The following is a 25,659-nucleotide window of genomic DNA, read 5'->3' as shown; positions in this document are numbered from 1 at the left end:
AGGGTGAGTGTGACGTAGATCCTACTGGTGTGAGCGAGAGCACGAGCTACACCTTCGGAGTCCGGGACGCTCCCCTGCTGGGCGACACCATCGGCGCCAACCTGGACCGGACCGCGGCCGCGCATCCGGACCGCGAGGCCCTCATCGACTACACCACCGGTATCCGCTGGACCTACCGCGAATTCAACGCCGAGGTCGACACGCTGGCGCTGGGCCTGCTGGCGGCCGGCATCGGCAAGGGCGACCGGGTGGGCATCTGGGCTCCGAACTGCCCGCAGTGGACGCTGATCCAGTACGCGACCGCCAAGGTCGGCGCGATCCTGGTCAATATCAATCCGGCGTATCGGGCGCACGAACTGCGCTACGTGCTGCGCCAGGCCGGAATTCGGATGCTGGTCGCGGCACCGTCGTTCAAGACCTCCGACTACGCGGCCATGATCACCGAGGTGCGCCCCGAGTGCCCGGCGCTCGAGCAGGTGGTGCTGCTGGACAGCCTCGAATGGCAGAGTCTGTTCACCAGCGGCCGGGCCGCGAATCCGGATCTGCTGGCCGCGGCGCAGTCGGCGCTGTCCACCGACGATCCGATCAATATCCAATACACTTCCGGCACAACGGGTTTCCCCAAGGGTGCGACCCTCAGCCACCACAATATCCTCAACAACGGCTATTTCGTGGGCGAGCTGTGCGGCTACACCGAGCAGGACCGGATCTGCATTCCGGTGCCGTTCTACCACTGCTTCGGCATGGTGATGGGGAATCTGGCCGCCACCACGCACGGCGCGGCCATGATCATCCCGGCCCCGGCCTTCGACCCGCGCGCCACCCTGGAAGCCGTTGCGGCCGAACGCTGCACCTCCCTGTACGGGGTGCCGACCATGTTCATCGCCGAACTGGCCGATCCGGAGTTCGACACCTACGACCTGTCCTCGCTGCGCACCGGCATCATGGCCGGATCGCCGTGCCCGGTGGAGGTGATGAAGCAGGTCATCGAGCGCATGGGCATGCGCGAGGTGAGTATCTGCTACGGCATGACGGAAACCAGCCCGGTCTCCACCCAGACCCGCGGCGACGATTCGCTGGTGCAGCGCACCGCGACGGTCGGCCGGGCCGGGCCGCACATCGAGGTGAAGATCGTGGACCCGGTGACCGGGGTGACCGTGCCGCGCGGCGCGGCCGGCGAACTGTGCACCCGCGGCTACTCGGTGATGCTCGGCTACTGGGGCGAACCGGAGAAGACCGCCGAGGCCATCGACGCCGCGCGCTGGATGCACACCGGCGACCTGGCCACCATGGACGACGAGGGCTACGTGGCCATCACCGGCCGCATCAAGGACATGGTCATCCGCGGCGGCGAGAACATCTACCCGCGCGAGATCGAGGAATTCCTCTACACCCATCCCGACATCGTCGATGCCCAGGTGATCGGCGTTCCCGACGTCAAATATGGCGAGGAATTGATGGCGTGGATCCGGATGCGCCCGGGTACACCGCCTTTGACCGCCGAGAGTCTGCGTGAGTACTGCGCCGGCAAGGTCGCCCACTACAAGATCCCCCGCTATGTGCACGTCGTCGACGAGTTCCCGATGACCGTGACCGGCAAGATCCGCAAGGTCGAGATGCGCGAGATCGGCGCGCGACTGCTCGGCCTGACCGAGGAGAACGCATGACGAACACCGAGGCCTACCGCACCGCCCGCGACGGACTACTGGCCGTGTCGACGGACTACGACGCGGCTCTGCGCGAGTTCGAATGGCCACGGCTGACCGGCGAATTCAACTGGGCCACCGACTGGTTCGACCACATCGCTCGCGGCAACGACCGGCCCGCGCTGTGGATCGTCGAGGAGGACGGCTCCGAACAGCGGATCAGCTTCGCCGAGATGGCCGAGCGCTCGGACCGGGTGGCCACCTGGCTGGCCGGGCTGGGCGTCGGCAAGGGCGACCGCGTGGTGCTCATGCTCGGCAACCAGGCCGAGCTGTGGGAGGCCATGCTGGCGGTGGCCAAGCTGGGCGCGGTCATCATGCCCACCACCGGCGCGCTGGGCCCGGCCGATCTGAGCGACCGGATCGAGCGCGGCGGAGCGCGTTTCGTCATCGCCAATCACGGCGATACGGGCAAGTTCGACGAGGTGCCGGGCGACTACACGCGAATCGTGGTGGGCGAGCCGGTGTCTGGCTGGCACGACTACGGCGAAGCGGCGTCCGTCGAATCGGCCGGGCCGTTCCGGGCCGTCACCAAGGTGACCGATCCGCTGCTGGTGTACTTCACCTCCGGCACCACCAGCAAGCCGAAGATGGTGCAGCACTCACAGATCAGCTACCCGGTCGGTCACTTGAGCACCATGTACTGGATCGGCGTCCGCCCCGGCGACGTGCACCTGGCCATCAGCGCGCCCGGCTGGGCCAAGCATGCCTGGAGCTGCTTCTTCGCACCGTGGCTGGCCGAGGCGACCGTATTCGTCTACAACTACGCGCGTTTCGACGCCGCGGCCCTGCTGGCACAGCTGCGCCGGGCCGGGGTGAACACATTCTGCGCGCCACCCACGGTGTGGCGCATGCTGATCCAGGCCGATCTGGGCGAGCGTCCGGCCGGGCTGCGCGAAATCCTCGGCGCGGGTGAGCCCTTGAACCCCGATGTCATCGCACAGGTCGAGAAGGCCTGGGGCCTGGTCATCCGCGATGGCTTCGGTCAGACGGAAACCACCCTGCAGGTGGGCAATACGCCCGGGCAGCCGCTCAAGCCCGGCTCCATGGGGCGGCCCGCGCCGGGCGTCCCGGTGGTGCTGGTGGATCCGATCACCGGCCAGCGCGCCGAGGAGGGCGAGATCTGCCTGGATCTGGCCGCGGCACCGGTCAATCTGATGACCGGCTACCTCGGCGATCCGGAGCGTAATGCCGCGGTCATGGACGGCGGCTACTACCATACCGGCGATGTGGCCGTGCGAGACGCGGACGGATACATCACCTATATCGGTCGCACCGACGACGTTTTCAAGTCCTCCGACTACAAGGTGTCCCCCTTCGAGCTGGAGAGCGTGCTCATCGAGCATCCGGCCGTGGTGGAGGCGGCCGTGGTGCCGCAGCCGGATGACACGCGGCTCGCGGTGCCCAAGGCATACGTGGCACTGGCGGCAGGATGGGAGCCGAACCGTGAAACCGCCCGCGCCATCCTGGAATACGCCCGCGATCACCTGGCGCCCTACCTGCGTGTCCGCCGGCTGGAGTTCACCGAGCTCCCGAAGACGATTTCCGGCAAGATCCGCCGCGTCGATCTGCGCCATCGCGAGGAGCAGGCGCACGCGGCCGGCGAGACCATCCCCACCGAGTACCGCTACGAGGAAGTACTGAGCGACACCATCCGCTGAAACCGCACCGCCCCATGCCCCTACGACAGACCGGAGCTCCCATGCCCCACACCGTGGAATCCGCGACCGCCTACGTCATCGCCGCCCTGGAGGCCAAGGGGACGGCGACCCGTGAGGACTTCGATATCCCCGGGATCGTCAGCACGACGCACAGCATCACGCAGACATGGGATTTCCAGGCGGTCGACCGCCGCCGGTTCTGGGGCATAGCGGCCACGTTCCTGCGCGCCTGACCCGCAGAAAGACCAGGGAGCGACACCCGCTCGCCCGGACCCGCAGGAAATCGGGGACGAGCGGGCTGTCTCACAGTTCGGCGAATTCCGGGTTTCCGGCCGCGAATTCCCCGCACCATTGGCTGATGCACACCTCCGACTCCGTGCTGCTGCCACGTTTCGTCCTGTCGCGCGCCGCGGCCGCGGGCCTGGACCCGGCCCGCCTCGCCCGCGAGGCCGGCATGCCGGGCTGGCTGCTGGAGGACGGCGATGCCCGGGTGTCCAGTGACTACTTCCCGCGGCTGTGGGAGCTGCTGGAGTACGAGCTGGACGACCCGGAGGTCACCCTGCGGGCCACCGGCAGTTACCGGCTCGGGGAATTCGGGCTGATCGACTATCTGATCTCGACGGCCGAGACCGTCGGCGCGGGTTTCGGCGTGATGGGCCCGTTCGTGGGGGCGATCTCCACCAACTACCGCGTCGAGCCCGGCGCGCAGACCGAGACCGAGTCCACCTTCGACATCTACACCGTCAATACCGAGGGCCGCGCCCGCGACCTATCGGTACAGATGGCGCTGGCCTCCCTGATCTCGCGCATGCGCCAGACGACCGGCCGCCCGATGGATCCGGTGCGCATCCGGTTGCGCGAGCGCGCGCCCCGCCGCCTCGACGCCTTCTCAGAGCAGTTCGGCACGGCGCGGCTGGATTTCGGCGCTCCGGTCGACCGGATCACCTTCCGCAACGCGGACTTCGAGCTGGCCCAGATCACGGCGGACCCGTTGCTGGCAGCGGTATTGCGCCGCCACGCCGCCACCATGCCGCCCCCGCCGCCGCGCGTCACCGAGTGGCCGGACCGGGTGGCGGCGGTGCTGGCCGAGGTCCTCGACGGCACCGACGCGCTGCTGGACCAGGTCGCGCGCCGCCTCTACACCAGCCCGCGCACCCTCCAGCGCCGCCTCGCCGAATCCGGCACCACCTGGCGCCTCGAGGTCGACCGCGCCCGCAAACGCCACCTCGAAGATATCGAATCCGGCTGGGCCGCCGAACACGACGGCGATACGCCATGATTCGCCGAAGTTCCAGGGGGTACCCACTCCGGCGAGGTGACCCGAGGTGGCGTGGGCGAGGCGGTGTGGCCGGGCGAATGGAGCAGCGATCATGACCGCCTCGGACAGTGTGCTGCTGGCCCGGTTCGTGCTGACGCGAGCCCGGGCGGCGGGGCTGGATCCGGTGGAATTGGCGCGGGCGGCGGGAATCGGGGCCGGCGCGCTGGACGGGCCGCCGGGAAGTATTCCGGGGCAGTGCTATCCGCGATTGTGGGAGTTGTTCGAGCGCAGGGCGGAATTGCCGCACGTGGGACTGCGGGCGGCCGAACGGTACGGAATGGGGGAACTGGGGATGATGGATTATCTGCTCGCCACGGCGTCGACCGTGGGCGAAGGGTTCAGGGCCGCAGGGGAATTCGGATCCGCGCTGTCGACCACGCGGCGCGTGGCCGTGGTCGGCGAGGACGACCGGCACGTCACCTTCGCGGCGGAGACGGCCGGGGAAGGCCGGGCGGCCGTGCTACGCCGGGCCGCCACGGCTGCGACCCTGTCCACCCCGCCCGCGCGCGCCTGGGCCGATCTGCTTGCCGCCGAGCTCGATTCACTACCATCGCTGGACACGGCGTCCATCCACGGCATGGCCCGGCGGCTGGATACCAGCCCGCGCACCCTGCAGCGGCGGCTGGCCGCGGCCGGAACCAGTTGGAGCCGGGAGCTGGCGAGCGCGCGCCGCCGGGCGGCGTGGTGACGGGCGGCCGTGACTACTCGATCCGACTCTCACGACAGCATTCTGATGGCCCGGTTCGCACTGGAGCGGGCGGCCCGGGCGGGGCTCGACCCGGAGCGGATCGCCCGGCTGGCCGGGATATCCGCCTGGCGCGAGGGCGGCGAGGGGACCCGGGTGTCGTCCCGGTACTGCCTGCGGGTGTGGGAGCTGCTCGAACAGGAAACCGGTGACCCGGATATCGCCCTGCGCGTGCCGGAGGACAGTACGACCGGCGAATTCGGGCTGCTGGAGTATCTGTTCCTGTCGGCGGAGACCCTGGGTGCGGCGCTGGACGCATGCGTGCGCCACACCGGCAGTCTGACAACGAGTTACAACTTCCGGATCACGCATCGCACCGAACACGAGGTCTGCTACGAGGTGCTGTCCGGGGTGGAGGACTGCCGCGGGCGGGAACTGTTGGTGCAGGCGGCTTTCGCGCTCCTCGTGGGCCGGGGCCGGGCGGCCACCCGCTATCCGATCGTGCCCGCGCGGGTGACCTTCCGGCAGGCCGCGCCGGTCGATCTCGCCGCCGTCACCGAGCTGTTCGGCACTCGCGCAATCGATTTCGGGAGCCTCGTCGACTCCCTGACGCTGCGGGCCGCGGATCTGGCGCTACCCATGAAGTCGGCCGATCCCGAGTTGACGGCCGTGCTGCTGTCCTACGCGGCCACGCTGCCGGCCACTCCCGAGTCCGGCGTCACCTGGCTGGAACGGCTCGGCGACGTCCTCGACGGCGCCCTCGACGAGGGCATGGCGACACTGGAAGTGGTAGCGCGGCGTCTGCTGACCTCACCAAGATCACTACAACGCCGCCTGACCGAGGCCGGAACCACCTGGCGCCGTGAGGTGGACCGGGCGCGGCGCCGCAGATTGCAACGGGCCGAACACCTTCCACGCGCTCAGCAGGCGGAATTCCTGGGATACGCGGATCCGGCCAGCCTGCGGCGCGCCGTACATCGCTGGCGCGATCGCGACGATTCCTGAAAGAAGGACCCCGCGTGCGGGCCGAAATCGCACCTACCGTACGGTATTCCGGCAACCACACAGCAAGGTTGGCGTGTACCGGCCCGGTTTGGCGTCTTCGGAACTCCCGCGCGACGCGGGCGGAAATGAAACTGGACGGAAACGCCACGACGCGCCCGCCGCGAGGCTCGCCACGGCGTTTCCGATGCGTGGTGGTGGCCGACGCTGTCCACGGCCGCGTGTCCCCATCCGGTCCCGGTCCTCGATTGGAGCTTCCTCGTGCCCCACACCGCAGAAACCGCCACCGCCTACGTCGTCACCGCTGTGGAGGCCAAGGGCACCGCCACCCGGCACGACTTCGACATCCCGAGCATCGTCAGCATCACGCACAGCCTCACCGAGAGCTGGGATTTCAACAGCGTGGACCCGAACATGTTCTGGAACATCGTCGCCACTTTCCTCGAGCACTGAGCTCGGCCGCGCCCCACGACCGTCAGCCCCGCCCCAGCTGAATCGCCTTGACCAGCAGCAGAATCGCGCCGACTACCAGATAGGCGCGCAGGGCGATCATGCCCAGCCGGGTACCGGCCGACCAGGTCACCGGTTCCAGCAGCGTCAGCGGCGGCATCCGCCAGGTGTCCTTCGCGGACGCCTCGAAGCGGGGCCGCGGCGCGGGCGCGGGCGCCCCGCGCTGCGTGAACCTCAGCGCCACCACCGCGATCACGGCCAGGAGCACCAGCGCCACCGCCAGGTATCCGGCCGTGGCGACCACATCCAGGTCCGGGAACAGCGTGGTGGCCATGAGGATTCCCGACAGCAACAGCAGCACGCCGACGATGATCGCCGCCACGATGTTCAGCCAGGTGCGATTCACCCACGGCCCGAGCACCTGCGGGTCGTTGCACAGCAGCAGCAGGAACACGCTGGCGCTGGGCAGCAGTAGCCCGGCCAGGGCCTGCACGGCGGTGGTGATCAGCCCCAGGGGCGCACCCGGAATCAGCACGACGCCCGCGGCGAGCACCACCATCGCGATATAGGACAGATAGAACTGCCTGGCGTCCTTGAACCCGCGGTGCAGCGAGTGCTTGATGCCGAACACATCGCCGAAGGCGTAGCTGGTGGCCAGGGTGACCGCCGCCGCACCGATGATCGACGCGTCCAGCAGCACGATCGCGAAGACCGACCCCAGCAGGTGGTGGACCTGGCCCAGCAGGTGCGCGATCTCGCCCGCGTCGGTGAACTTCCCGACCGCGTCATTGGCGCGCGCGGCGTAGTCGGCGGTCATCATGAGCGCGGCCGCACCGATCACCACGACGAACGCGCCCAGGGTGGTGTCGGCCCGCTCGTAGCCGATGAACCGCGGGGTGATGCGCTTGTCGACGATATTGGACTGCTGGAAGAACAGCTGCCACGGCGCGACGGTGGTGCCGACGATGGCGATGATCAGCAGCACCGCGTCGGAGGTCCAGCTGCCCTCGACACCGGGCACCACGAAATCCTTTGCGGCGCGGCCCCAGTCGGGATGCGACAGCAACAGCATCGGAATCTGCAGCAGGGTGACCAGGATGAAGACGAACATCGCCCGTTCCCACCGCCGGAAGCTGCCGGTGGCCATGATCGCCACCAGCGCCGCGGCCGCCACCGGCACCACGACGTATTTCGAGATGCCGAAATACTCCGCGGCCAGGCTGACACCGATGAATTCGGTCACGATGGTGAGAAAGTTCAGAACGAAGAGATCGCCCACCGAGAACCAGCCCCAGCCGCGGCCGAAGCGCTCGTTGATGAGCCGCGCATGCCCGACGCCGGTGACCGCGCCCAGGCGAACCACCATCTCCTGGTTGACGATCAGTACCGGGATCAACAGCAGCAGCACCCACAGCAGGCTGTAGCCGTAGTTCTGCCCGGCCTGCGCATAGGTGGCGACACCACCGGCGTCGTTGTCACCGACCATGACGATCAGCCCGGGGCCGATAATGGCCAGCAGCGTCAGCATCCGGGTCTTGAACGTGCGCGAATGCTCGATGTCACCGATCTTGATCTTGCCGAGCGCGCCCTCGATATCGCCGAGGTGCGCCGAATCCAGCACGGCCGACTGGCGATTCGCCACTGCGGTGGCGGGATCCTCAACGGCAGCGGGCTTCTCGATGGTAGCGGGCTTCTCCGCGGCAGCGGGCTGTCCGCTCCCCGCCGGGGGCTGCGGCCCGGATCCGTTGGGGGTGGAACGGTTTTCCTCGGTATCGGTCATAGCTGTGCCGCGCCGTCCGGGCTGTCGCTGGATCCGGTGGTGACCGGCCGGGCCGGCCGGGGCGCGGGTTCACGGCGCCGCCAGTCCTCCGGAATGACGTCCTCGAGCACATCGTCGACGGTGACCACGCCGAGCACCCGGTCGGCGTCGTCCACCACAGGCACCGCGTACAGGTTGTAATCGGCCATCAGCAAGGCGATGTCGGTGATATCGGTCTCGGGCGAGACCCGCACCGGATCGTCGTCCATGATGTCGGCGACCGGCGTCGCCGGGTCGGCCTGCAGCAACGCGATCACCGAGACCACGCCCATCAGGCGGTCGGAGTCGAGCACATGCACCTTCAACAGGGCCTCCGGCTGCAGCGCGTGCGCGGCGGAGATCGCCGAAAGCGCCTGCGCCACGGTGGCGTCCAGCGGACACGAGACGACGTCGACATTCATCAGGCCGCCCGCGCTGTCCGGGTTGAAACCCATCAGCGTCACGACCTTGACGCGCTGCCCGGCCGGCATCAGGTCCAGCACCCGGCGGCGCCGCGACTGCTTGAGTTCAATGATGGAGTCGGCCGCGTCATCGGCGCGCATGCGCCCGAGCAGGGCCGCGACTTCCGAATCGGACATGTCGTTGAGCAGGCGGCTGGACTTGTCGGAGTCGAGCTCCTCGAAGACATCCGCCTCCAGCTCGGGATCGTCGTGCACCTGATCCAGGATCTCGTCCTGCTCGTGCTTGTCGGCATCCTCGAGCAGGTCGGCGATCTCGGCGGGCTTCAGCCCGCGGACCCGGCTGCTGACCCGCAGGGTCAGCGACTGCTCATGGCCGATCAGCGGCTCGAACGCCTTCCAGTCCCGGGAGGCGTGCCCGCCGGTGGACTTGATCAGCCCGAACAGCCGCGCCGGGCGGCGAGTGTCCAGTCGCGCGAGCACCCAGCCCGAGCCCGAGTCGTCGGGCACGCCGACCCTGTCGAGCTCGACGTCGTAGGCGCGCACCAGCTCGACAGCCTCCACATCGATCAGCCGGTGACCCAGGATGTCGGCGCGCAGCAGCACCTCACCCGCACGCCGCTCGAAGGACCGCAGATCGACCTTGTTGACCGAAAGGACGATCCGATCGGCCTCGAACTGCCGGATACGCTCCGCGGAGACGAACACCTCGCGCCCGCCCATACCGACGACCACACCGGTCACCGGCGGATAGGCGTCACCACCCGGCAGACGCACAATGAGGTCGTCCACCCGGCCGATAGTCTCTCCCGACGCGGCGATCACCGGTGCCTTCAGCAACTGCGACAGATGCATCGTCGCAACCGCTTCCGGTTTCGACGACACTGTGGGTTCGGTCATATGCGCTCCTGACTCGGCGTCCCCGGATTTCCGGCGGCCACGGGCAACATTGCACGGTTTTCGGCGCTTCTCGTCGAACAATGGCCCAACGGTAAACGTCCAGCGGACGAATGACGCGCCCATTGGGATGTATGTCCGAATTGACGAATCAATCCTCTACTGCCAGACTTTGCGGCGTCAATCAGCACCTCGCTAGGCGAGGCTCCTGTACGAACACAGGCCACTGATCCGACGACGTCGAGAGACGCCCAGGGTTAGGACAGGTTTCCCCGGATTAAGGGGTCACCCGAAGTGGCTTCCCAACGTCATTGTCATTGGGGATACGTCGTGCAGTGCCGAAGCTCTGACGAGAGGGGTGCTCGCCCTCCGGCCTGCTACCGTGGCGACTCCTCGTGTGCACCCGTGATCAGCGCCCTCGTGCGCTCCGGCCGCAAGGAGGTGAGGACGACCCATGGCCCTCGGCGACAGTCCGTATCCGAGTCATCCGTTCCACTCACCCGTTTGCGGGTGGAAATTCGAAATCATCCACCCAGAATTTCGAAGGTTCACAAATGAGGAAAATCACCGCGTACACCCTGGCCGCCGCCGTCCCCGCCCCGGCCCTACACGCTCCGGTGCCGGTGCCGGTGCCGTTGCCGTTGCCGAAGAACGTCGTGAGCCAGGCTGACCAGGATGCCGCGTTCTCCGCGGCGGTCAACCAGTTCGGTCTGGCCACCTCGATGGGCACTCTGATCGGCACCCTCATCGGCGGCGCGGCCGGTTGCGCCATTGGCGCCGCGGGCGGCGCCATCGCCGGCGTCACGGTCATGTCGGTGCCGACCGGCATCGCGGGCGGCCTCGCGGGCGCCGCCATCGGCATTCCGCTGGGTGCGGCGGCCGGTCTGGTGCTGACCGGTGTACCCGCCGCCATCGCGGTCGGCATCGGCCTGGCCCAGCGCCTGTCCGCGCCCGACTCCACCCCGGCTCCCGCGGGCGCGGCGCCCGCCCCTGCCGTCTAGCGGGCGGGTCCGCTTGCGCTGGCGAAACCTGTTGCGGCGGTGAGTGTCTCGATACTCGCCGCCGCTCCTTCTTATCCGGCAGCGGGTTCGGGGCTGTCACACACCGTCTACCGAGAGGGTGGCCTGCATGAGAGTCATGGCGCCCGCGCACGGGTCCGGTTGCGCCGCGTGGTCGCGGTTCTGGACCCACCAGGTGACGGTGCCGGTGTCGGAAGCGGTCACGGCGCAGGTGCTCGGATCCTTCGGATCACGCCAGTACATGCCGCCGAAGTGCCTGATCACCAAACGCTCGACCTGATAACCGAATTGGTCGGCGATCTGGACCTCACGGCTCAGGGTGTCGTTCTCCAGCCAGGCGTAGGTGATGTCGACCGCACCGCCGTTCGGACTGGTGGCGGTCCAGTTGCAGATGGTGGGGGCGCTCTGCTGCTTGATGCCCGAGACGTGCAGGTTGCTCGCGATCTTCTGATCCTCCAGCGGGCCGCAGCCGGCCAGCAGGTTCGGGGCGTCGGCGGCGCGCACGGGTGATTCCTTCGGGCCCTGCGAGCACCCCGCCAATGCGGCGATCAGTAAGGCCGCCAAGGCGATTCGCGTTCGAACCGTACGCATTACCCCTGCCCTGCCTTCGTCAGAGTGGACGCCGCCAGCTGCTCCAGGCCCTTGCAGGGCTCCTTGGCGGTCTCCGTGATCGCGGCCCGCTCCGACCAATCGATGAAATCGCTGTCCCCGAACGGAAGTGCCACCTCGCACGACTGCGGCCCCTGCCATTCGATGCCGGATTGCCCGGCCACCTGAACGTCGGACGGGCGCGCGTCAGTGATCTGAGTCCGGCGGTCCGCGAGCGGACTGCCCCGGAACCAGTGGAATACCACCGCGTAGTCACCGCCCGCGGGCCGCTGCCACGCACATCCCAGCGGATTCACCGCCACTCGCTGCAGCCCATTGAGCCCGGTCGCCTGGCCGACGTCGGCATCGGCCACCCCGCCGCACAGTCCGATGGTGTTCGGCGCCGGCATCACCGCCGCCTTGGATGTGGTCGTCGCCGGGGCCGCCTGCTGATTCGACGAGCCGCCGCAGCCCGCGATCGCCGCCCCGATCAGGGCGATCCCCGCCACCGCGCCCACCGCTCTCATCACGCCGACCAGCGTAGGCGAACCGCCCGAATCATGCGATCGGCGACGCAGCGGACGACTTGTGACATGGCGCCCAGCGCATGTAAATACGCGCTTTTGACAATTCATGAGGGCTTGTCTACGGATCTCCCGTCCGACGCTCTCAACTCTTTCCGATATTCGGCGACGCTCCTGGCGCTCGCCTATTTCCGCGTGCCTTTTCTCGAATAGATGCCGATTCATCCACGACTCTCGAACTCACCATTCCGAATCGTCCCGCGGCGATCGTCGGGCTGGCCGAATTCGGGCCCGCCACCATCATGGGCCTGGCCGGCCTGAGCCGGGTGATCGTACTGCTGGTGGTGTCCACCGTGGTGTGGGTGCCGGTCGGCGTGCATGGCCTGAGTCAGTTCTCCCGGCGGGCGCGGGCGCGGCGCTTGCCCTCGTGCATGGCCTGCACCCGCGCCACCGGGATGGTGTGCCCCTCGGCGATGAGATCGGCTGGGAGAGACTGGGGTTCGGGCATGGCCTCGGCCCAGGGATCGCGGTCGCCGAGCATCTTGGCCGCCGTGCGAATCGTGAAGTCGTGCGGGTCGATGTCGGGCAGGTCCGCCCAGGCGACCGGGAACGAGACGGTCGCGCCCGGACGGATCCGCGGGCTGTAGACCGACACCACCGTCGCGCCGCCGGCGCGAGTCGAATCGAGAAAGACCTTGCCGCCCCGGTCTTCTCGAATGAACGCCGTGGTGGCGAGCTGCGGATCGAGACGTTCGGCACGCGCGGCGATCGCCCGGGTCGCCGCCGCGGCATCCTCGAGATCGACGCCCGGCACCACCGGGACGAAGATGTGCACGCCCTTGGAGCCACTGGTTTTCACCGCGCCCGCCAGCCCGTCCGCCGCCAGCGCTTCCCGAATGAGCTGCGCGGCCCCGACCACCTGGGCGAAGGGCTGATCCGGCGCCGGGTCGATATCCAGCACGAGATGCGTTGGGCTGCCGGAATAGTCGGCGAGACCCTCCGCGTACAGCAGTGTCACGTGGTACTCCACCGCGCGCTGATTCCCGAACCACAGCAACGTCCGCACGTCATCGCACAGCGCGTAGGACACCTCCCGTTTCGAGCTGCCCGCCCACAGCGTCACCCGCCGCACCCACTCCGGTGTGTACTTGGGCAGGTTCTTCTGCATGAACTCCTGCCCCGGCCGCACCCGCACCACCGACAGCGGACGCTCCCGCAATGACGGCACCATCCGCTCCCCGATCGCCTCCAGGTAGTCGATCAGTTCGCCCTTGGTGGCCTCGGCCCCGTCGAACAAGGGACTGTCGAGACTGGAGAACTTCAACCCGGCCCGCACGTCATCGCCCATCGGCCCACCATGCGCCACACCCGTACCGCCGTCAACCATCCCGGCCGAGGCGGCCCGCGCCGTCACCCGATATCGACGACCCTTGCCCAGGTGGGCGGGCGGTCCGGTACGTACTCCGGATCGTCTTCCCGCCAGGCGGGGTCCCGGCGGAACAAGCCCACGACCGTGCGGCACCCGGGGCGGGCGGCCGGCCAGGGTGTCTGACCGTCCGTCAGCACCACGACCACATCCGGACGAGGTTGCGCGCGTAGCGCTTTGGCGAAGCCGGTGCGCAGATCCGTTCCCCCGCCGCCGATCAGCGGGATGCCCTCGGCACGGCACAGCGGATCCGCGATCCGGGCCGCGGCATCGCACGACAGCACGGTGACCAGGTCGCGGCGGCCGCCCACGGTCCGGGCGATGGCTGCCGTCTCGAGCAGCGCGCTGCCCAGTTCGGCGTCGCTGACCGACCCCGAGGTATCGATGATCACGGTGACGCGGGGCGGGGTGCGCCGCAGGCTCGGCAGGACGACGCCGGGCACTCCGGCCGAGCGCCGCGCGGGCCGCCCGTAGCTGTAGTCCGCGCCGACGCCGGGGGCGGAAGCCGCCGAGCGGATCGCCGCTCCCAGCAGATCTCGCCACGGCTGCGGCGGGTGCACCGCCTCCTCCGCCCACCGGCGCCACCCCTCGGGTGCGTGCCCCGGACGGCCGATGATGCCCTGCGCCACGCGAAATCGGACGGCGTCGCGTTCCTGTTCGCTCAGTCCGTCCGCGCCGTCCGGCCCCAGTTCCCATTCCCGGTCGAGGCCGTCGGCGCCGCTGCCGCAGTCCAGCCAGGCCAGGTCCGCGGTGCGCGGCCCGAGGCGGAACTGACGCAGGTAGTCCTCCATGAGCTCACCGGAGTCCAACCCCAGCGTCGACGGCAGCACCGCCCCCTCGGGCTGGACCAGGCCGTCGCCGAACGCGTCGTCGTTGATCTCGGCATCCGCGGCGATATTCATCCGCAGTCGCTCCGCCGGGCCGGTCAGGTCGTGCTCCCGGGCGAATCGGTCACTGCGCCTGTGATGTTCGCGCAGCAGATGCGACACCTCGTGCACCAGGACCGAGGCCTGGTCCGCCACCGGCGTGTAGTTCACGAACGCCGGCGACACATAACACCGCCAGTACCGGTCCACGCCCATCGTCGGCACCCGCGGCGACTCGACCAGGTGCAGCGCGAACAGCGCGGTCGCCAGATACGGCCGGGCCCGGGCGGCCAGCAGCCGGGCGGCGAAAAGCTTGTCGAAGTCGAGCCGCGCGGTGTCCGGTGTCATCGGCCCGCCTGCGCGGCGACCCGGGCCGCGGCGCGATCCGCGCCCTGCGACACCGACACCATGCCGGCCAGTCGTTCGATCGAGGCGGGCACGTCCCAGTCGTCCCGGCGCAGGGTGGCGAGGGTCGTCGCGGGGACGACCACCAGGTCCGGCGCACCGGATTCCACGGCCTTCACCAGCAGCGCCCACGCCGCGTCCCAGCGGGATCGCTCCGGCCGCAAGCGGACTGCCGCCACCACACCGTCGAGCACGGCCTGACGGAGATCGCCGCGCTCGGGCAGCTCGGCGGCGGCCGGATCGGCGAGCAGCACCTCCGGATCGGGCAGGTCCATCCGATCGATGCTGGTCAGCAATTCGAAACCGGGACCGTCACCGACGGCGCCCCGGACCAGCAGGGACAGCACGTCCCGTCCGGAGCCGGCCGCGGTGGCGAAGGCGATCAGCCGCACGGTCATCTCCCAGCTGCGCGGCGACGGCCAGGCGCCACCCCTTCGAGTTTCGGTGCTGGGCAGTTGATGGACGAGTTTGGGACGCGCCGCGAGCAGCGCGCACACCGCGCGGCGGGCGAAAGCCACTGCCTCCGTGACCTTTTCCGGAGCGAGCGTGGGCAAGGTCGCGCGCGGCCAAGTGCCGCCCAAGCCCCGGACCACCACATCGTGATCGTGCGTCCACTGCAGGTGCACGAAGCGGTTGGCCAGCGGCGGGCTCAGCTCCCAGCCGTCGGCCGCCGAGGAACGCGGGTTGGCGGCGGCGACGATGCGGACACCGTCGGGCAGGCGCAGTGCACCGATCCGCCGCTCCAGGACCAGACGGAGCAGGGCGGCCTGCACGGCCGGCGGAGCGGTCGACAGTTCGTCCAGGAACAGCAGCCCGCGACCGGCCCGCACCAGCCGGACGGCCCAGTCCGGCGGCGCCATCGGCACGCCGTGCGTCGCCGGGTCGTCTCCGATGATGGGCAGGCCCGAAAAGTCCGACGGCTCATGGACACTCGCGATCACGGTGGTCAGTGGAAGATCCAGGGATGCGGCGAGCTGGGTCAGGGCCGCGGTCTTGCCGATCCCGGGCTCGCCCCACAGCAGCACCGGCAGGTCGGCGGCGACCGCCAGTGTCAGCGCGTCCAATTGGATGTTCGGGCGCGGCTCGGTGGTCACCGCGCCCAGCAGGTTCAGCAGTTCGCCTGCGACGTCGAGTTGGGAAATATGGGGGCTGTTCGCGGTCGGAGCGCACGAGGTATCTACGGACATGTGTGAATCACCTATGGGTGTAAAGGAATTGAGGAAGGATCAGCGTGAGGTCGCGTGGCGCGGATGCGCGCGACGTCCGCTGCGGCATCGGCGAGCATGATCGTGTTCGGCCGCCGGTGGGGTCAGCGATGCTCTGGTCAGCCCGGCCCGGAACAGTCCGTAGCCGATCCGCCGTTGCGCGGAAGCCTCGAGCTCGTCCCGCAGCGCTCCCGCACGCAGCAGCGCGTCGGGTCCGAGCAGACCTTCGACGACAGCCAGCGCACCGGCGGTGTCGCCGTAGTCCAGCCGTTCACGAACGCCGACAAGACAATCCGGATGCCGATGCGCCCGGTCGATGGCCTGCAGACAGGGCAGCGGAGTGCCGGTCAACGCGACCAGCAGCTCCTCCCTGCGGATCTCCGCCGGATCGTGGTCCAGTGCGGCCAGCACTCCGTTCACCAGTCCGATGCGGTGCAGCTCGCCCCGGCAGTCCACCAGGTGCGGCCGGCCCGCCGGGTCGGCAATCGGGGAGATATCGGCCGGCGAATGATCCGTTACCAGCGCCGACGCAACCAGTGGATGCAGCCGATCGGGCGTGATGGCACCGGCACGAAGCAGTTCCAGATCGGGCAACACCCAGGTCGCCGCGTCCGGCAGCACCGGCAACGCAGATATCCCGCCGCGCGGATACCTCTCCTCGATCCGCAATACCGGCGAATCATCCTCGGGCACAGACACATCGACGACGATCCGCCGCCGTGCACCACACCGCACCAGGACCGGCCCGGCCCGGCGCGTATGGGCCCGCAGCAGTATTCCCGCCTCCGCCGCCCACCGGTCGACGGCGCACCCCGGCGGCACCAGCTCCGACAGCCCGGAGCCCGGTGTGCCTTCGTCGGCGAGTCGCGCTGCACCGGATCGCATCCGCAGCTCATCACTGCTGCGGGCATCCCACAGATGACGGTGCAGATCGAGCCGGAACCGCCGGTTGGGACGGGAATGCGGGTGCAGGCCGGCACCGGAGCGGGATCCGTCCCAGAGTGCGAGGCTGATTCGCTGGCCCGCATCCGCCCAAGCGGGCGCGGTCCGGACGATCAGATGCACGGAACGCTCTCTGCCACAAGGGATTCTGGAGTCTCCCGGATCGTATCGCGCCAGCGTGATCGTCAGCCCCGGCCGAAGCAGACCGTCAGGAGCAATCCGCGGCATGTGCCAGCGCAACAGGTCCGGTGCCAAGTGGCGTAGATCGGCCCGCACCCGAGCGGCGAGGTCCCGGCCGTGGGCGCGCACCAGCGAACGCAGATCGATATCGACATCGAAACCCGCTGCGGCACAAGCCCCAGCCCAGTCGCCGACACAACGCCGGGCAGTCGCGGTCTCGATCATGGACGGCGGCACGGCGTAGTCACGCACGCGTAGCCAGAAGGAAAAGCGGGAATCGTCCCTATTCGTACTCGAAGTGCGCATCAGCACTCACCTGGCACGAACGGGACCCCCAATCTTTGTTCAGAAGGAGTCGACACCTGGCCGAGAATAACCCCTTCCCCCGCTCCGGTCCAGCCGCGACGCATTGCCGCGAGCCGAAACAGGAAATGGTGAAACAGGAAGGGGCCTAACGGACCAGCGCACCAACCGCATGGTTCTGGTCGACCGGCCGCGCACGCCGGGTGCCGAGCAGGAACAGCGCCACCAGCAGCACGCTGAACCAGACGTAGGTGTTGCCGATGAGGTGCTGCCAAGGCGTCCAGTGCGATTCGCGGTGTTCACCGTCCGGGAGCCAATTCTGCGGGCCGATCACGAAGATCGCGGCCGTGATCGCGGTGACCAGGTACCAGCCCGCGGCACGGCGCCAGGGCAACCGGGTCGCGTAGCCGAGCATCGCCAGCAGGGCCGGGGCGATCCAGATCCAGTGGTGCGACCAGGAGATCGGAGACACCAGCAGCGTGAAGACCGCGTTGATCCCGAGGGCCAGCGGCGGGAAGTCCGCCGCGCGGCGCATAGCGGGCACCACCAGCGCCAGCAGTGCGGCGCTCAGCACCAGCCACAGAATCGTGAGCAGTGGCTTGTGGATCTCGAACCGAGCCAGCACCGCCTGAATCGACTGATTGGTGTGGAATGCCGAACCGCTGAGCCCCGACACATTGCCCAACCCGCCGAACCAGTACTTCACCGACGCCTGCGGCAACACGGCAAAGGTCAGCGCGGTCGCGACGGCACCGGTGATCGCGGCCGTGACGGCGGCCTTGTAATCACGCCGGATCAGGAAGTAGAGGATGAACGCGGCCGGCGTCAGCTTCACCGCGGCCGCGATACCGATCAGCATGCCGCGCCGCCACTTCGGCTTCTCCGTCAGGCAGTCGGCCACCACGAGCACCATCAGCAGCAGATTGACCTGCCCGAAATCCAGCGTCGAGTGGGTCGGCTCCAGCAGCAGGGCCAGCGGCGTGGCGCAGGCGGTCACCCACAGCCCGAGCCGCTGCCGGCTCTCCCCCGGCCACACCCGCAGCGCCACCAGATAGAACGAAATCGCCAGCGCGGCCACCGAGGTCACGAAGAACCCGGTGCGAGCCACATCCCAGGGCAACGCCGCGAACGGCGACAGCACCAGCGCAGAGAACGGCGGATAGATGAAGGGCAGCCCGATCCCGATCGTGGTCTGCGGCAACTGCCCGTACATATCCCCGCCGTGCCATAGCGTCTGCACGCCCAGCCGATATACCTGCAGGTCGATGAACCCACCGGTGATCTGCTTGAAGGGCCACACGGGCAGCATCAGGCACAGCGCGGTGAAGGCCACACACAACGCCGGAACCAGCCACATCACCCGCCCGAAACGGCGGGTCAGCGACTTCGGGTCAGCAACAGCGGTAGAACAACTCATCCGACATCACATTATCGGCGTCCCCTCCCAGGCGTACACCCGCACCCACCGAGACTCGCCGATGGGGATCGATGCCGGTCGCGGACGGCCCCGCGAACCGCTCGGACCAGCGCAACCGCGGTGCCCGTGTGGGACTCCTGACCGCTAGTGCTGCCGCCGAGTCGTCTCTGATGCCGTATCGGGGCTCGGCCCGTCCGCGCCTGCGGCACACGTATCGGATGCGGAGGCAACGCGTTCGAGTGCCTCGAGGTCTTTCTCGATGACGCCGTACAGCAGATAGGCGAGCACGAAGCCGATGATGCCGCCGATGCACAGGATCCGGACCGCCCAGATAATGGATTCGATCTCCGCGCCCGGAAGGAAGGTTATGCCGGTCACGCCGACCAGCGGCACCGCGGCCGCCGCGGTGAGGTAGAAACCGGTGCGCCCGGCGAGGCGGCCCAGGTGGTCGATATCGGCGGCGTCGGACCGTCCGTGCACGAGGAAGACGGGATACAGGCACCGCACCACGTACCAGGTGACCGCGAAGTACGGATACGCCACGGCGATTGCGCCGCACACGACGACCGACAGCAGGAAATGCACGTAGGTGCCGCGTGGAACGCCGCCGGCGATCAGGTTCAGCATCACCGGGACGATCACGCCGCAGAGCACCCAGAACACGAAGGCGATCCGCGCCGCCCGGCTGCCGAGCCGCAGTGCATCGATACGCGTCCGAGTGAGGGTCTCGTCGCTGTAGTTCCATCCGAGCCGCAAACCAATGGGTACGACAATGAGGCGGCGCGACGCATAGAGAATCAGGATTCCGCCCACCACGATAGCGAGCGGATACAGCACCGAGGCGACATAGTCGAAGGACCGCTGGGCTGCGGGCGCGAGCTTACTGACGATGAGCGTTTTGTTGTAGTAATAGTTGTACCCAGCCGCCACCACATTCGGTATCCCGATCGCTATCGCAATCATCGGCAGCGGCCACAGCGGTCCGGTCGGCCGCCGGGAGTGCTGCGGTGCATCGACCAGATCCCGGGCCCGGGGGTCGAGACACAGCTCGAATTGCTGAGCCAGCTCCGCGCCATTGGCCCACCGATCATCCCGTCGTGGCGACAGGCAGGTCAGCAGCACGCGGCGCAGCGAGGCCGGGCAGTCGGCGGGCAGGTCGTCCAGGAATTCCTCGGCGACCGGGCGGCGGCGGATCGCGAGCTCCTGCTCGACATAGTCCTGCGAATCCTTCGCCTCGACCCGGGGGAACGGTCGCCGCCCGGTCAGCAGCTCCCACAACACGACGCCGAGGGCGTAGATGTCACTGCGCGTGTCCAAGTCGTCGACCGTGCCGGGCAGCGCCGGGTGGCTCGCCGCGAGATGCTCGGGCGACATGTAGGCCAGGGACCCGCCGAAATACGCCACCGGACTGCTGCCCGCAAGGTGGTCGCTGAAACTGATATTGAAATCGGCCAGCTTCGGCACACCGTCGGCGGAGAGCAGGATGTTCGCGGGCTTGATGTCGCGGTGCAGTACACCTTGTCGCTCGGCGTAGTCCAGTGCCTCGGCGAGCCGGCGTCCGAGCCAGGCCACGGTCTCCGGCCACGACAGGGCGGCGATTTCCTCACGCACCCGCATGCCCGTGGTGCGGATCTCGCCCTTCTCCTCCAATGCCGCGTCCACGGCGTCCAGCAGCAACCGCCCGCTGCGTAGCTCCGGCGGGGTCTCGCGGACCCGCTTCAGCACCGCCGCCAGCGTTCCCCCCGGCAGGTACTGCATGTACAGGAGTTTCAGCCCGCGCTCCGGCAGCACCCGCTGGTCGTAGACCCGAACGATGTACTCGTGCTCCAACCGGGCGAGCGTCTGGGGTTCGATGCCGTGGTCCGTGGAAACCTTCACCGCCACCAGTCGCTGCATCGAGCGCTGCCGCGCCAGGAACACCCGGGCGAACGAGCCGTGGCCCAGCTCCAGCAGCAGATCGAAATCGTCGATCCGATCCCCGGGCTCGAGTTCGTCACTCGCGATCGGCGCGCTCGACCGCTCACTCACCGCCCGATCGGCCAATGGATCGAAGGCAGCGGTGGCATCGCCGGTCGGCCGATCACCCATTGCGCATCACCCCGAGCTGAAACCCCGAGCCATGATCGATCTTATCGCGCGGCGATTTGCAGAGCGCACCGATCTTCGTGGAGCTGAGGGGACCATCCATAGGCACGGATGCGACGGAAATCCGAGTGACCGTTGCCGGTGGACGAGCCGGGTCACGGCACCGGATGATGCGAATGGCGGTGAATTGCAAAACATTCCGAGCCAGGCATCGGAATTGCGTTGCGAGTCAGTGAAATACGTCCGCTTCGAGCGGCACGACTCCGTTCACGGCAGCCGCCGTCGCCGGCGGATGGGCCCGGGAGCTGCCACGGGAAGGGATCCTCACCAGCCGTTTCGGGGGTGGGACGGGACTTGTCGGTGGGGTCACATACCTTGGGCGCATCGTGATCGACCGGGAGGGAGAACGATGGCCTCGAATCCGAGTGCCACGCCGGGTGAACCGGCTTGGGAAAGCGCTGCTGTGGTGCGGGTTTTGCCCGCTGTCGCGCCGCGGAAATTGAACAAGGTGCCGTTCGTCGAGCTGGCCGACGGACGCCTGCAGGGGGTGGTGTCGAGTGGCTCCGATATCTCACGGGTGTACGTGGCATCGGTGACCGCGGGGACGCACGGGCTGAGCTGCAGCACCAACAACAACCGGCCGTGCGGCGGGTTGAACCAGGGGTGGGGCTGCAAGCATCTGGACGCGCTGATCGATGAAGCGGTGCTCCAGTACGGGCAGGATCGGGTGGCACGGTTCCTGCGGGTCGAGGTCCCGGATGGTTCTCGACTTGCCCACTGTCTCGAGGGAACTCGTGATCCGGCTCCGGCCGCCGCGGTGTTCAGCCGATTCCTGCGGCATCTGACCTACCTGGAGCTGCCGGGTAGCGCGACGCCGATTCCGGAGCTGCACTGGTTCCCGGCGGGGGTGGGTCGCTGATGCAGGCAGTACAACTGGCCGCGCTGACGGATGCGCCCGCCGGCGTCGAGGCGGCCCTGGATGCGGTGAGCGGCTTCGATTCCGCTCTGGTCAATGGCTTCGCCCGGGTTTCCGAACCGCAGAGCGCGGCGCTGGCGGCACTGGCCGCGGCGGTGGCGGGTTCGCCTCTGGCCGACACGGTTTCGGCGGCGGTGTCGAAGGTGAGCACGGGGGCGATCGGCGCGGATGAGCTGTCGGCGCTGGCCGCCGCGCGGGCCGCCCTGCTGGGCGCGGTGCACGACGCACTGGTCGACCAGGCCGATACGGCCATGGGCCGCAATCGATCCGAGTGGACGGCGACGCCGGATGCTGCCGCATCGAGCCCGCTCGCGGCGGGTTCCCGCGCCTGGTTGGGTGAACTGGCCATCGCCGGATGGCGCGGCGTGGACCACGACCTGGTGGCGGCCGCGGATCAGACCGTGGAGTCGCTGCTGGCCGAACCCGCGCTGCGGCGGCTGGCGATGCTGCTGGACGGCTTCACCGCCGAACTGGGCGCGTCCGCGCCGATCGCCACCATGGACCGGGTGCCCGCGCGACGCTGGGCCGATCTGTGGACGCGCGCCCTGCTGCTGTCCTGGCGCGGCGCGGAATCCGCTGCCACCGAGCCGGTTTCGGGTCGCCTGCTCCCGCTCGGCGTGGACCTGCACGAGCACGGGACCGCGGTACAGGCACAGCTGCACGGCGTGCTCGAGGTCGCGGGCGCGCCGGCCCGCCGGGTGCGGGTGTCGGTGGCGGCGGCCAAGGTGGACACCATTGTGGGACCGGCGGTGTGGCAGCTGCTGGGTGCGCATCGCCAGTTGCTCACCGCGCTGGCCGGGCAGCGCGCGCTGGAGCTCACCGATATGCCGCTGACGGCGACCGGTGACCTGCTGTGGGATGACGATCGGGCGAAGGCTGGGGAGGCCGCCGATCCGTTCGTCGCCGCCACCGTGCAACTGCCGCAGGCGCAGGCCCCGGCCGTCGCGCCGCTGGATCGCGATCCGGTGCACATCGCCGAACCGGTTGTGCTCGAGGGGTACCGGTTCCGCGACGGCGTACTGGAGATGGGTGACCAGCGGATCCGGGTGGAGCTGGACGCGCTGCCGTCGGCCGGTCCGCTCACTCCGGCCGGGGTGACCGGGTCCAGCGCCATGATCGGCTTGCTGCGCTGGGATGCGGGCGTCTGGTCGGTGCGGCCGCTGGCCGTGCAGCGCAAGGTCAAGGGCGCGCTCACCGCCTTCCACAACGGTGATTGGGCGCTCGGCCCGACGGACCCGAAGGTCGCCAAGGCACAGGCCAAGTCGGGCGATGCCGTGGCGGTGTTGCGCGAGCGCGCGGGACGGCTGCTGCGCAAATGACGAATCATGAAACGCGACGCCAGATCCTGTACTGGCGTCTCCTGGCCGGTGTCTTCACCGGAGATCAGCAACCGGCGCTGGAGCAGGCCAGCGCGGGCATCGTCGACGACCTGGGTCTGCCGCTGGCCGTGCTCGATCCAGGCATCTCCATCGACAATGTGGTGCAACGCTATCCGGAGATGCAGGCGGAGTTCGAAAGTCTCGACTTCTCCGAAACCGGGAACTCCGCGACCGAGGGAGCGGCAGCCGAAGACGCCGGGAACGAGGCCGAAGCCGCCGCGCCCCAATCCATCGGCGCGGCCGATGTCCGCACCGCCGCACTGGTTTCCAAGCTGCTGCTGAACGTCTTCGCCACCGGCTCCGGCCAGGTCAGCGCCACCCAGCTGGCGGGCTGGCAGTCCGATGCGAACTGGCTGCGGCGCTGCCTGGGCGAGGAGCAGGCCGGCGCCGTGCAAGGCGTGCTCACCGGTCTGGAAGGTGAGCTGGTGTCCCGCATGCGGCTGCGCGAGGTGCTCGCCGATCCGCACCTGGCCGCCCAGCTCACCCCGAGCATGTCGCTGATCGAACAACTGTTGCGCGACAAGCACAATCTGTCCGGCGTGGCGTTGGCCAATGCCAAACGCCTCATCCGCCGCTACATCGACGAGGTCGCCGAAGTGCTGCGCACCCAGGTGCAGCAGACCAGTGTGGGCACCGTCGACCGCTCGGTCCCGCCCAAGCGCATCCTGCGCAACCTGGATGTGGACCGGACCATCTGGAAGAACCTGCCCAACTGGAACCCCCAGGACGAGCGCCTCTACGTCGACCGGCTCTACTACCGCCAGACCGCCAAGCGCACCGTCCCCGCCCGCATGATCGTGGTGGTGGACCAGTCCGGCTCCATGGTCGACTCCATGGTGAACTGCACCATTCTGGCGTCGATCTTCGCGGGCCTGCCGAAGGTGGATGTGCATCTCATCGCCTATGACACCCGCGCCCTGGATCTCACCCCGTGGGTACACGACCCGTTCGAGGTGCTGTTGCGCACCAATCTCGGTGGCGGCAACGACGGCCCGGTCGCCATGGCCATGGCCCAGCCCAAGATCACCGACCCGAAGAACACCGTGCTGGTGTGGATTTCGGACTTCTACGAGTTCGATCGCTCCCAGGCGCTGTTCGAGGCCATGGAAGCGGTGCACCGCTCCGGGGTGAAGCTCATCCCGGTCGGCTCGGTGAACAGCTCCGGCCACCAGAGTGTCAACCCGTGGTTCCGCGAGCGGTTCAAAAACCTTGGCACCCCGGTGATTTCCGGACGCATCCAGAAGCTTGTGCACGAACTCAAGAACTTTCTCGACTAGGAGACCAGCCATCATGAACGACGTTTTGCGCGCCCCCGCCGAGGTCAAGTACGCCGAGGAACTGGATTGGCTGGAGTCCATCGACGACGGCCCCAAGCCGTTCGCGTGGCGGCTGAGCCCGAAGATGGTGCGGCTGTTCATCCTCGGCTCCGAACGCGCCGACGGACTGGACCGCGAGGTGGAGCAGAAGTGGTTCGGCGACCGCAGTTTCGTCGAGCGCAGCATTGTCACGCTGGCCTCGGACCGGGGTCTGCTGCTCATCGGCGATCCGGGTACCGGCAAGAGCTGGCTGGCCGAGCTGCTGTCGGCGGCCATCAGCCGCAATTCCACGCTGGTGGTGCAGGGCACCGCCGGCACCACCGAGGACCACATCAAGTACTCGTGGAACATCTCCATGGTCATCGCCAAGGGTCAGTCGCGGGAGTCGATGATCCCGTCCCCGATCATGACCGCCATGGAGCAGGGCGTGATCGGCCGCTTCGAGGAGCTCACCCGCTCCACCAGCGATGTGCAGGACGCGCTGATCTCCATCCTGTCGGAGAAGTACGTCTCGATCCCCGAGCTCGATGACGACAATGTGGTGTTCGCGCAGCCGGGCTTCTCCATCATCGCCACCGCCAACAGCCGCGACCGCGGCGTGAACGACCTGTCCTCGGCACTCAAGCGGCGCTTCAACTTCGTGCGAATTCCGGTGGTGTCCAACAAGAAGAGCGAGGCGGAGATCGTGCGCTTCCGCACCGCGGAACTGCTGCGCCGCCACTCCATCGAGCTGGAACTGCCGCCCACGCTGCTGGACATCCTGCTGGAGAGCTTCGCCGATCTGCGCGCCGCCGCGGCGGCCGCCACCAGCGACGACGACAAGCTGGAGTCGGCACTGTCCACCGCCGAGCAGATCGGCGTACTCGAGGACGCCATCCTGCACAGTCAGTTCTTCGGTGCGAAGGAACTGCGCGCGGAGACCCTCGCCGGTTCGCTGGTCGGGTCGCTGGCCCGGCGCACGCCCGAGGACCTGGCCATTCTCAACAAGTACCTGCACGGCGTCGTCGAGCCGCGCACCAAGGACAAGAAGGGCGATGCCGCCTGGGGCGAATTCCTCGAGGGCGGCCGGGCGGCGATCGCGAGGCTGTCGTGAGC

At 68.5% G+C, this 25,659-nt stretch carries 22 protein-coding genes and 1 riboswitch; of the genes, 12 read left to right on the top strand and 10 right to left on the bottom strand.

Annotated elements, in window-relative coordinates; genetic code table 11:
* Positions 1-29 precede the first annotated feature (29 nt).
* The 7 genes from ACFXN1_RS14085 to ACFXN1_RS14055 all read left to right on the top strand — a co-directional run bounded on the left by ACFXN1_RS14085 (position 30) and on the right by ACFXN1_RS14055 (position 6,822).
* The gene (locus ACFXN1_RS14085) at positions 30-1,667 is read left to right on the top strand and encodes an AMP-binding protein (protein WP_379463586.1); all 1,638 of its coding nucleotides are present in this window, start codon (positions 30-32) and stop codon (positions 1,665-1,667) included.
* The gene (locus ACFXN1_RS14080) at positions 1,664-3,364 is read left to right on the top strand and encodes an AMP-binding protein (protein ID WP_379446239.1); all 1,701 of its coding nucleotides are present in this window, start codon (positions 1,664-1,666) and stop codon (positions 3,362-3,364) included. The genes ACFXN1_RS14085 and ACFXN1_RS14080 overlap by 4 nt, the downstream gene beginning before the upstream one ends.
* A gap of 41 nt (positions 3,365-3,405) precedes the next feature.
* Positions 3,406-3,597, top strand: coding sequence for a hypothetical protein (locus tag ACFXN1_RS14075; protein ID WP_379379084.1), 192 nt, complete (start codon positions 3,406-3,408; stop codon positions 3,595-3,597).
* Between the two features lie 125 nt (positions 3,598-3,722).
* Complete coding sequence (locus ACFXN1_RS14070; RefSeq protein WP_379446240.1) at positions 3,723-4,643, top strand: AraC family transcriptional regulator ligand-binding domain-containing protein; 921 nt, start codon at positions 3,723-3,725, stop codon at positions 4,641-4,643.
* 91 nt (positions 4,644-4,734) lie between these two features.
* Positions 4,735-5,370, top strand: coding sequence for an AraC family transcriptional regulator ligand-binding domain-containing protein (locus ACFXN1_RS14065; RefSeq protein ID WP_379446241.1), 636 nt, complete (start codon positions 4,735-4,737; stop codon positions 5,368-5,370).
* Positions 5,371-5,379: 9 nt separating this feature from the next.
* Positions 5,380-6,372: an AraC family transcriptional regulator ligand-binding domain-containing protein gene (locus ACFXN1_RS14060; RefSeq protein WP_379446242.1), complete on the top strand. Its 993-nt coding sequence runs from the start codon at positions 5,380-5,382 to the stop codon at positions 6,370-6,372.
* A 258-nt stretch (positions 6,373-6,630) separates the two neighbouring features.
* A complete protein-coding gene (locus ACFXN1_RS14055) occupies positions 6,631-6,822 on the top strand; it encodes a hypothetical protein (protein ID WP_354835950.1) in 192 nt (63 codons plus the stop codon).
* Positions 6,823-6,844: 22 nt separating this feature from the next.
* Here the strand turns inward: ACFXN1_RS14055 and ACFXN1_RS14050 are convergent, their stop codons facing one another.
* Positions 6,845-8,440, bottom strand: coding sequence for an NRAMP family divalent metal transporter (locus ACFXN1_RS14050; protein WP_379446243.1), 1,596 nt, complete (start codon positions 8,438-8,440; stop codon positions 6,845-6,847).
* Positions 8,441-8,595: 155 nt separating this feature from the next.
* On the bottom strand, positions 8,596-9,891 hold the full coding sequence (locus ACFXN1_RS14045) for a magnesium transporter MgtE N-terminal domain-containing protein (RefSeq protein WP_379446244.1): 1,296 nt from the start codon (positions 9,889-9,891) through the stop codon (positions 8,596-8,598).
* A 226-nt stretch (positions 9,892-10,117) separates the two neighbouring features.
* Positions 10,118-10,298, top strand: a riboswitch (M-box (ykoK) riboswitch).
* 189 nt (positions 10,299-10,487) lie between these two features.
* On the opposite strand from ACFXN1_RS14045, the gene ACFXN1_RS14040 reads away from it, so the two are divergent.
* Complete coding sequence (locus ACFXN1_RS14040; protein WP_379444959.1) at positions 10,488-10,934, top strand: hypothetical protein; 447 nt, start codon at positions 10,488-10,490, stop codon at positions 10,932-10,934.
* A 96-nt stretch (positions 10,935-11,030) separates the two neighbouring features.
* Here ACFXN1_RS14040 and ACFXN1_RS14035 read toward each other — a convergent pair whose 3' ends face one another.
* From ACFXN1_RS14035 to ACFXN1_RS14000, 8 genes are all read right to left on the bottom strand, one after another.
* Positions 11,031-11,543 carry a DUF3558 family protein gene (locus ACFXN1_RS14035; protein ID WP_379399710.1) on the bottom strand — a complete coding sequence of 171 codons (513 nt, stop codon included), beginning with the start codon at positions 11,541-11,543 and terminating at the stop codon, positions 11,031-11,033.
* A complete protein-coding gene (locus tag ACFXN1_RS14030; protein ID WP_379399809.1) occupies positions 11,543-12,067 on the bottom strand; it encodes a DUF3558 family protein in 525 nt (174 codons plus the stop codon). Before ACFXN1_RS14030 ends, ACFXN1_RS14035 begins: the two co-directional genes overlap by 1 nt.
* Before the next feature lie 385 nt (positions 12,068-12,452).
* Positions 12,453-13,412 (bottom strand): DNA polymerase domain-containing protein, encoded by a 960-nt coding sequence (locus tag ACFXN1_RS14025; protein ID WP_379444960.1) that lies wholly within the window; start codon positions 13,410-13,412, stop codon positions 12,453-12,455.
* Positions 13,413-13,474: 62 nt separating this feature from the next.
* Positions 13,475-14,704, bottom strand: a complete 1,230-nt coding sequence (locus tag ACFXN1_RS14020; RefSeq protein WP_379444961.1) for a VWA-like domain-containing protein — start codon at positions 14,702-14,704, stop codon at positions 13,475-13,477.
* A complete protein-coding gene (locus ACFXN1_RS14015; RefSeq protein WP_379444963.1) occupies positions 14,701-15,948 on the bottom strand; it encodes an AAA family ATPase in 1,248 nt (415 codons plus the stop codon). Before ACFXN1_RS14015 ends, ACFXN1_RS14020 begins: the two co-directional genes overlap by 4 nt.
* A gap of 39 nt (positions 15,949-15,987) precedes the next feature.
* Positions 15,988-17,394, bottom strand: coding sequence for a hypothetical protein (locus tag ACFXN1_RS14010; RefSeq protein WP_379444964.1), 1,407 nt, complete (start codon positions 17,392-17,394; stop codon positions 15,988-15,990).
* A 145-nt stretch (positions 17,395-17,539) separates the two neighbouring features.
* Positions 17,540-18,808, bottom strand: a complete 1,269-nt coding sequence (locus tag ACFXN1_RS14005; RefSeq protein ID WP_379444966.1) for a glycosyltransferase 87 family protein — start codon at positions 18,806-18,808, stop codon at positions 17,540-17,542.
* 144 nt (positions 18,809-18,952) lie between these two features.
* A complete protein-coding gene (locus tag ACFXN1_RS14000) occupies positions 18,953-20,896 on the bottom strand; it encodes a serine/threonine-protein kinase (protein ID WP_379444967.1) in 1,944 nt (647 codons plus the stop codon).
* 505 nt (positions 20,897-21,401) lie between these two features.
* Here ACFXN1_RS14000 and ACFXN1_RS13995 point away from each other — a divergent pair.
* The 4 genes from ACFXN1_RS13995 to ACFXN1_RS13980 are packed head-to-tail and all read left to right on the top strand — an operon-like array spanning position 21,402 to position 25,657.
* Positions 21,402-21,812, top strand: a complete 411-nt coding sequence (locus ACFXN1_RS13995) for a hypothetical protein (protein WP_379463585.1) — start codon at positions 21,402-21,404, stop codon at positions 21,810-21,812.
* Complete coding sequence (locus tag ACFXN1_RS13990; protein WP_379444970.1) at positions 21,812-23,188, top strand: hypothetical protein; 1,377 nt, start codon at positions 21,812-21,814, stop codon at positions 23,186-23,188. Before ACFXN1_RS13995 ends, ACFXN1_RS13990 begins: the two co-directional genes overlap by 1 nt.
* A complete protein-coding gene (locus ACFXN1_RS13985; RefSeq protein WP_379444972.1) occupies positions 23,185-24,525 on the top strand; it encodes a VWA domain-containing protein in 1,341 nt (446 codons plus the stop codon). Before ACFXN1_RS13990 ends, ACFXN1_RS13985 begins: the two co-directional genes overlap by 4 nt.
* Before the next feature lie 13 nt (positions 24,526-24,538).
* Positions 24,539-25,657 carry an AAA family ATPase gene (locus ACFXN1_RS13980; RefSeq protein WP_354835976.1) on the top strand — a complete coding sequence of 373 codons (1,119 nt, stop codon included), beginning with the start codon at positions 24,539-24,541 and terminating at the stop codon, positions 25,655-25,657.
* The last annotated feature ends 2 nt before the right edge of the window (positions 25,658-25,659 follow it).

It is taken from the genome of Nocardia sp. NPDC059154 (assembly GCF_042755705.1).
GTDB lineage: Bacteria > Actinomycetota > Actinomycetes > Mycobacteriales > Mycobacteriaceae > Nocardia.
The sequence above is the reverse complement of the archived record's forward strand: the minus strand, read 5'-3'. Positions and strand labels throughout refer to the sequence as shown.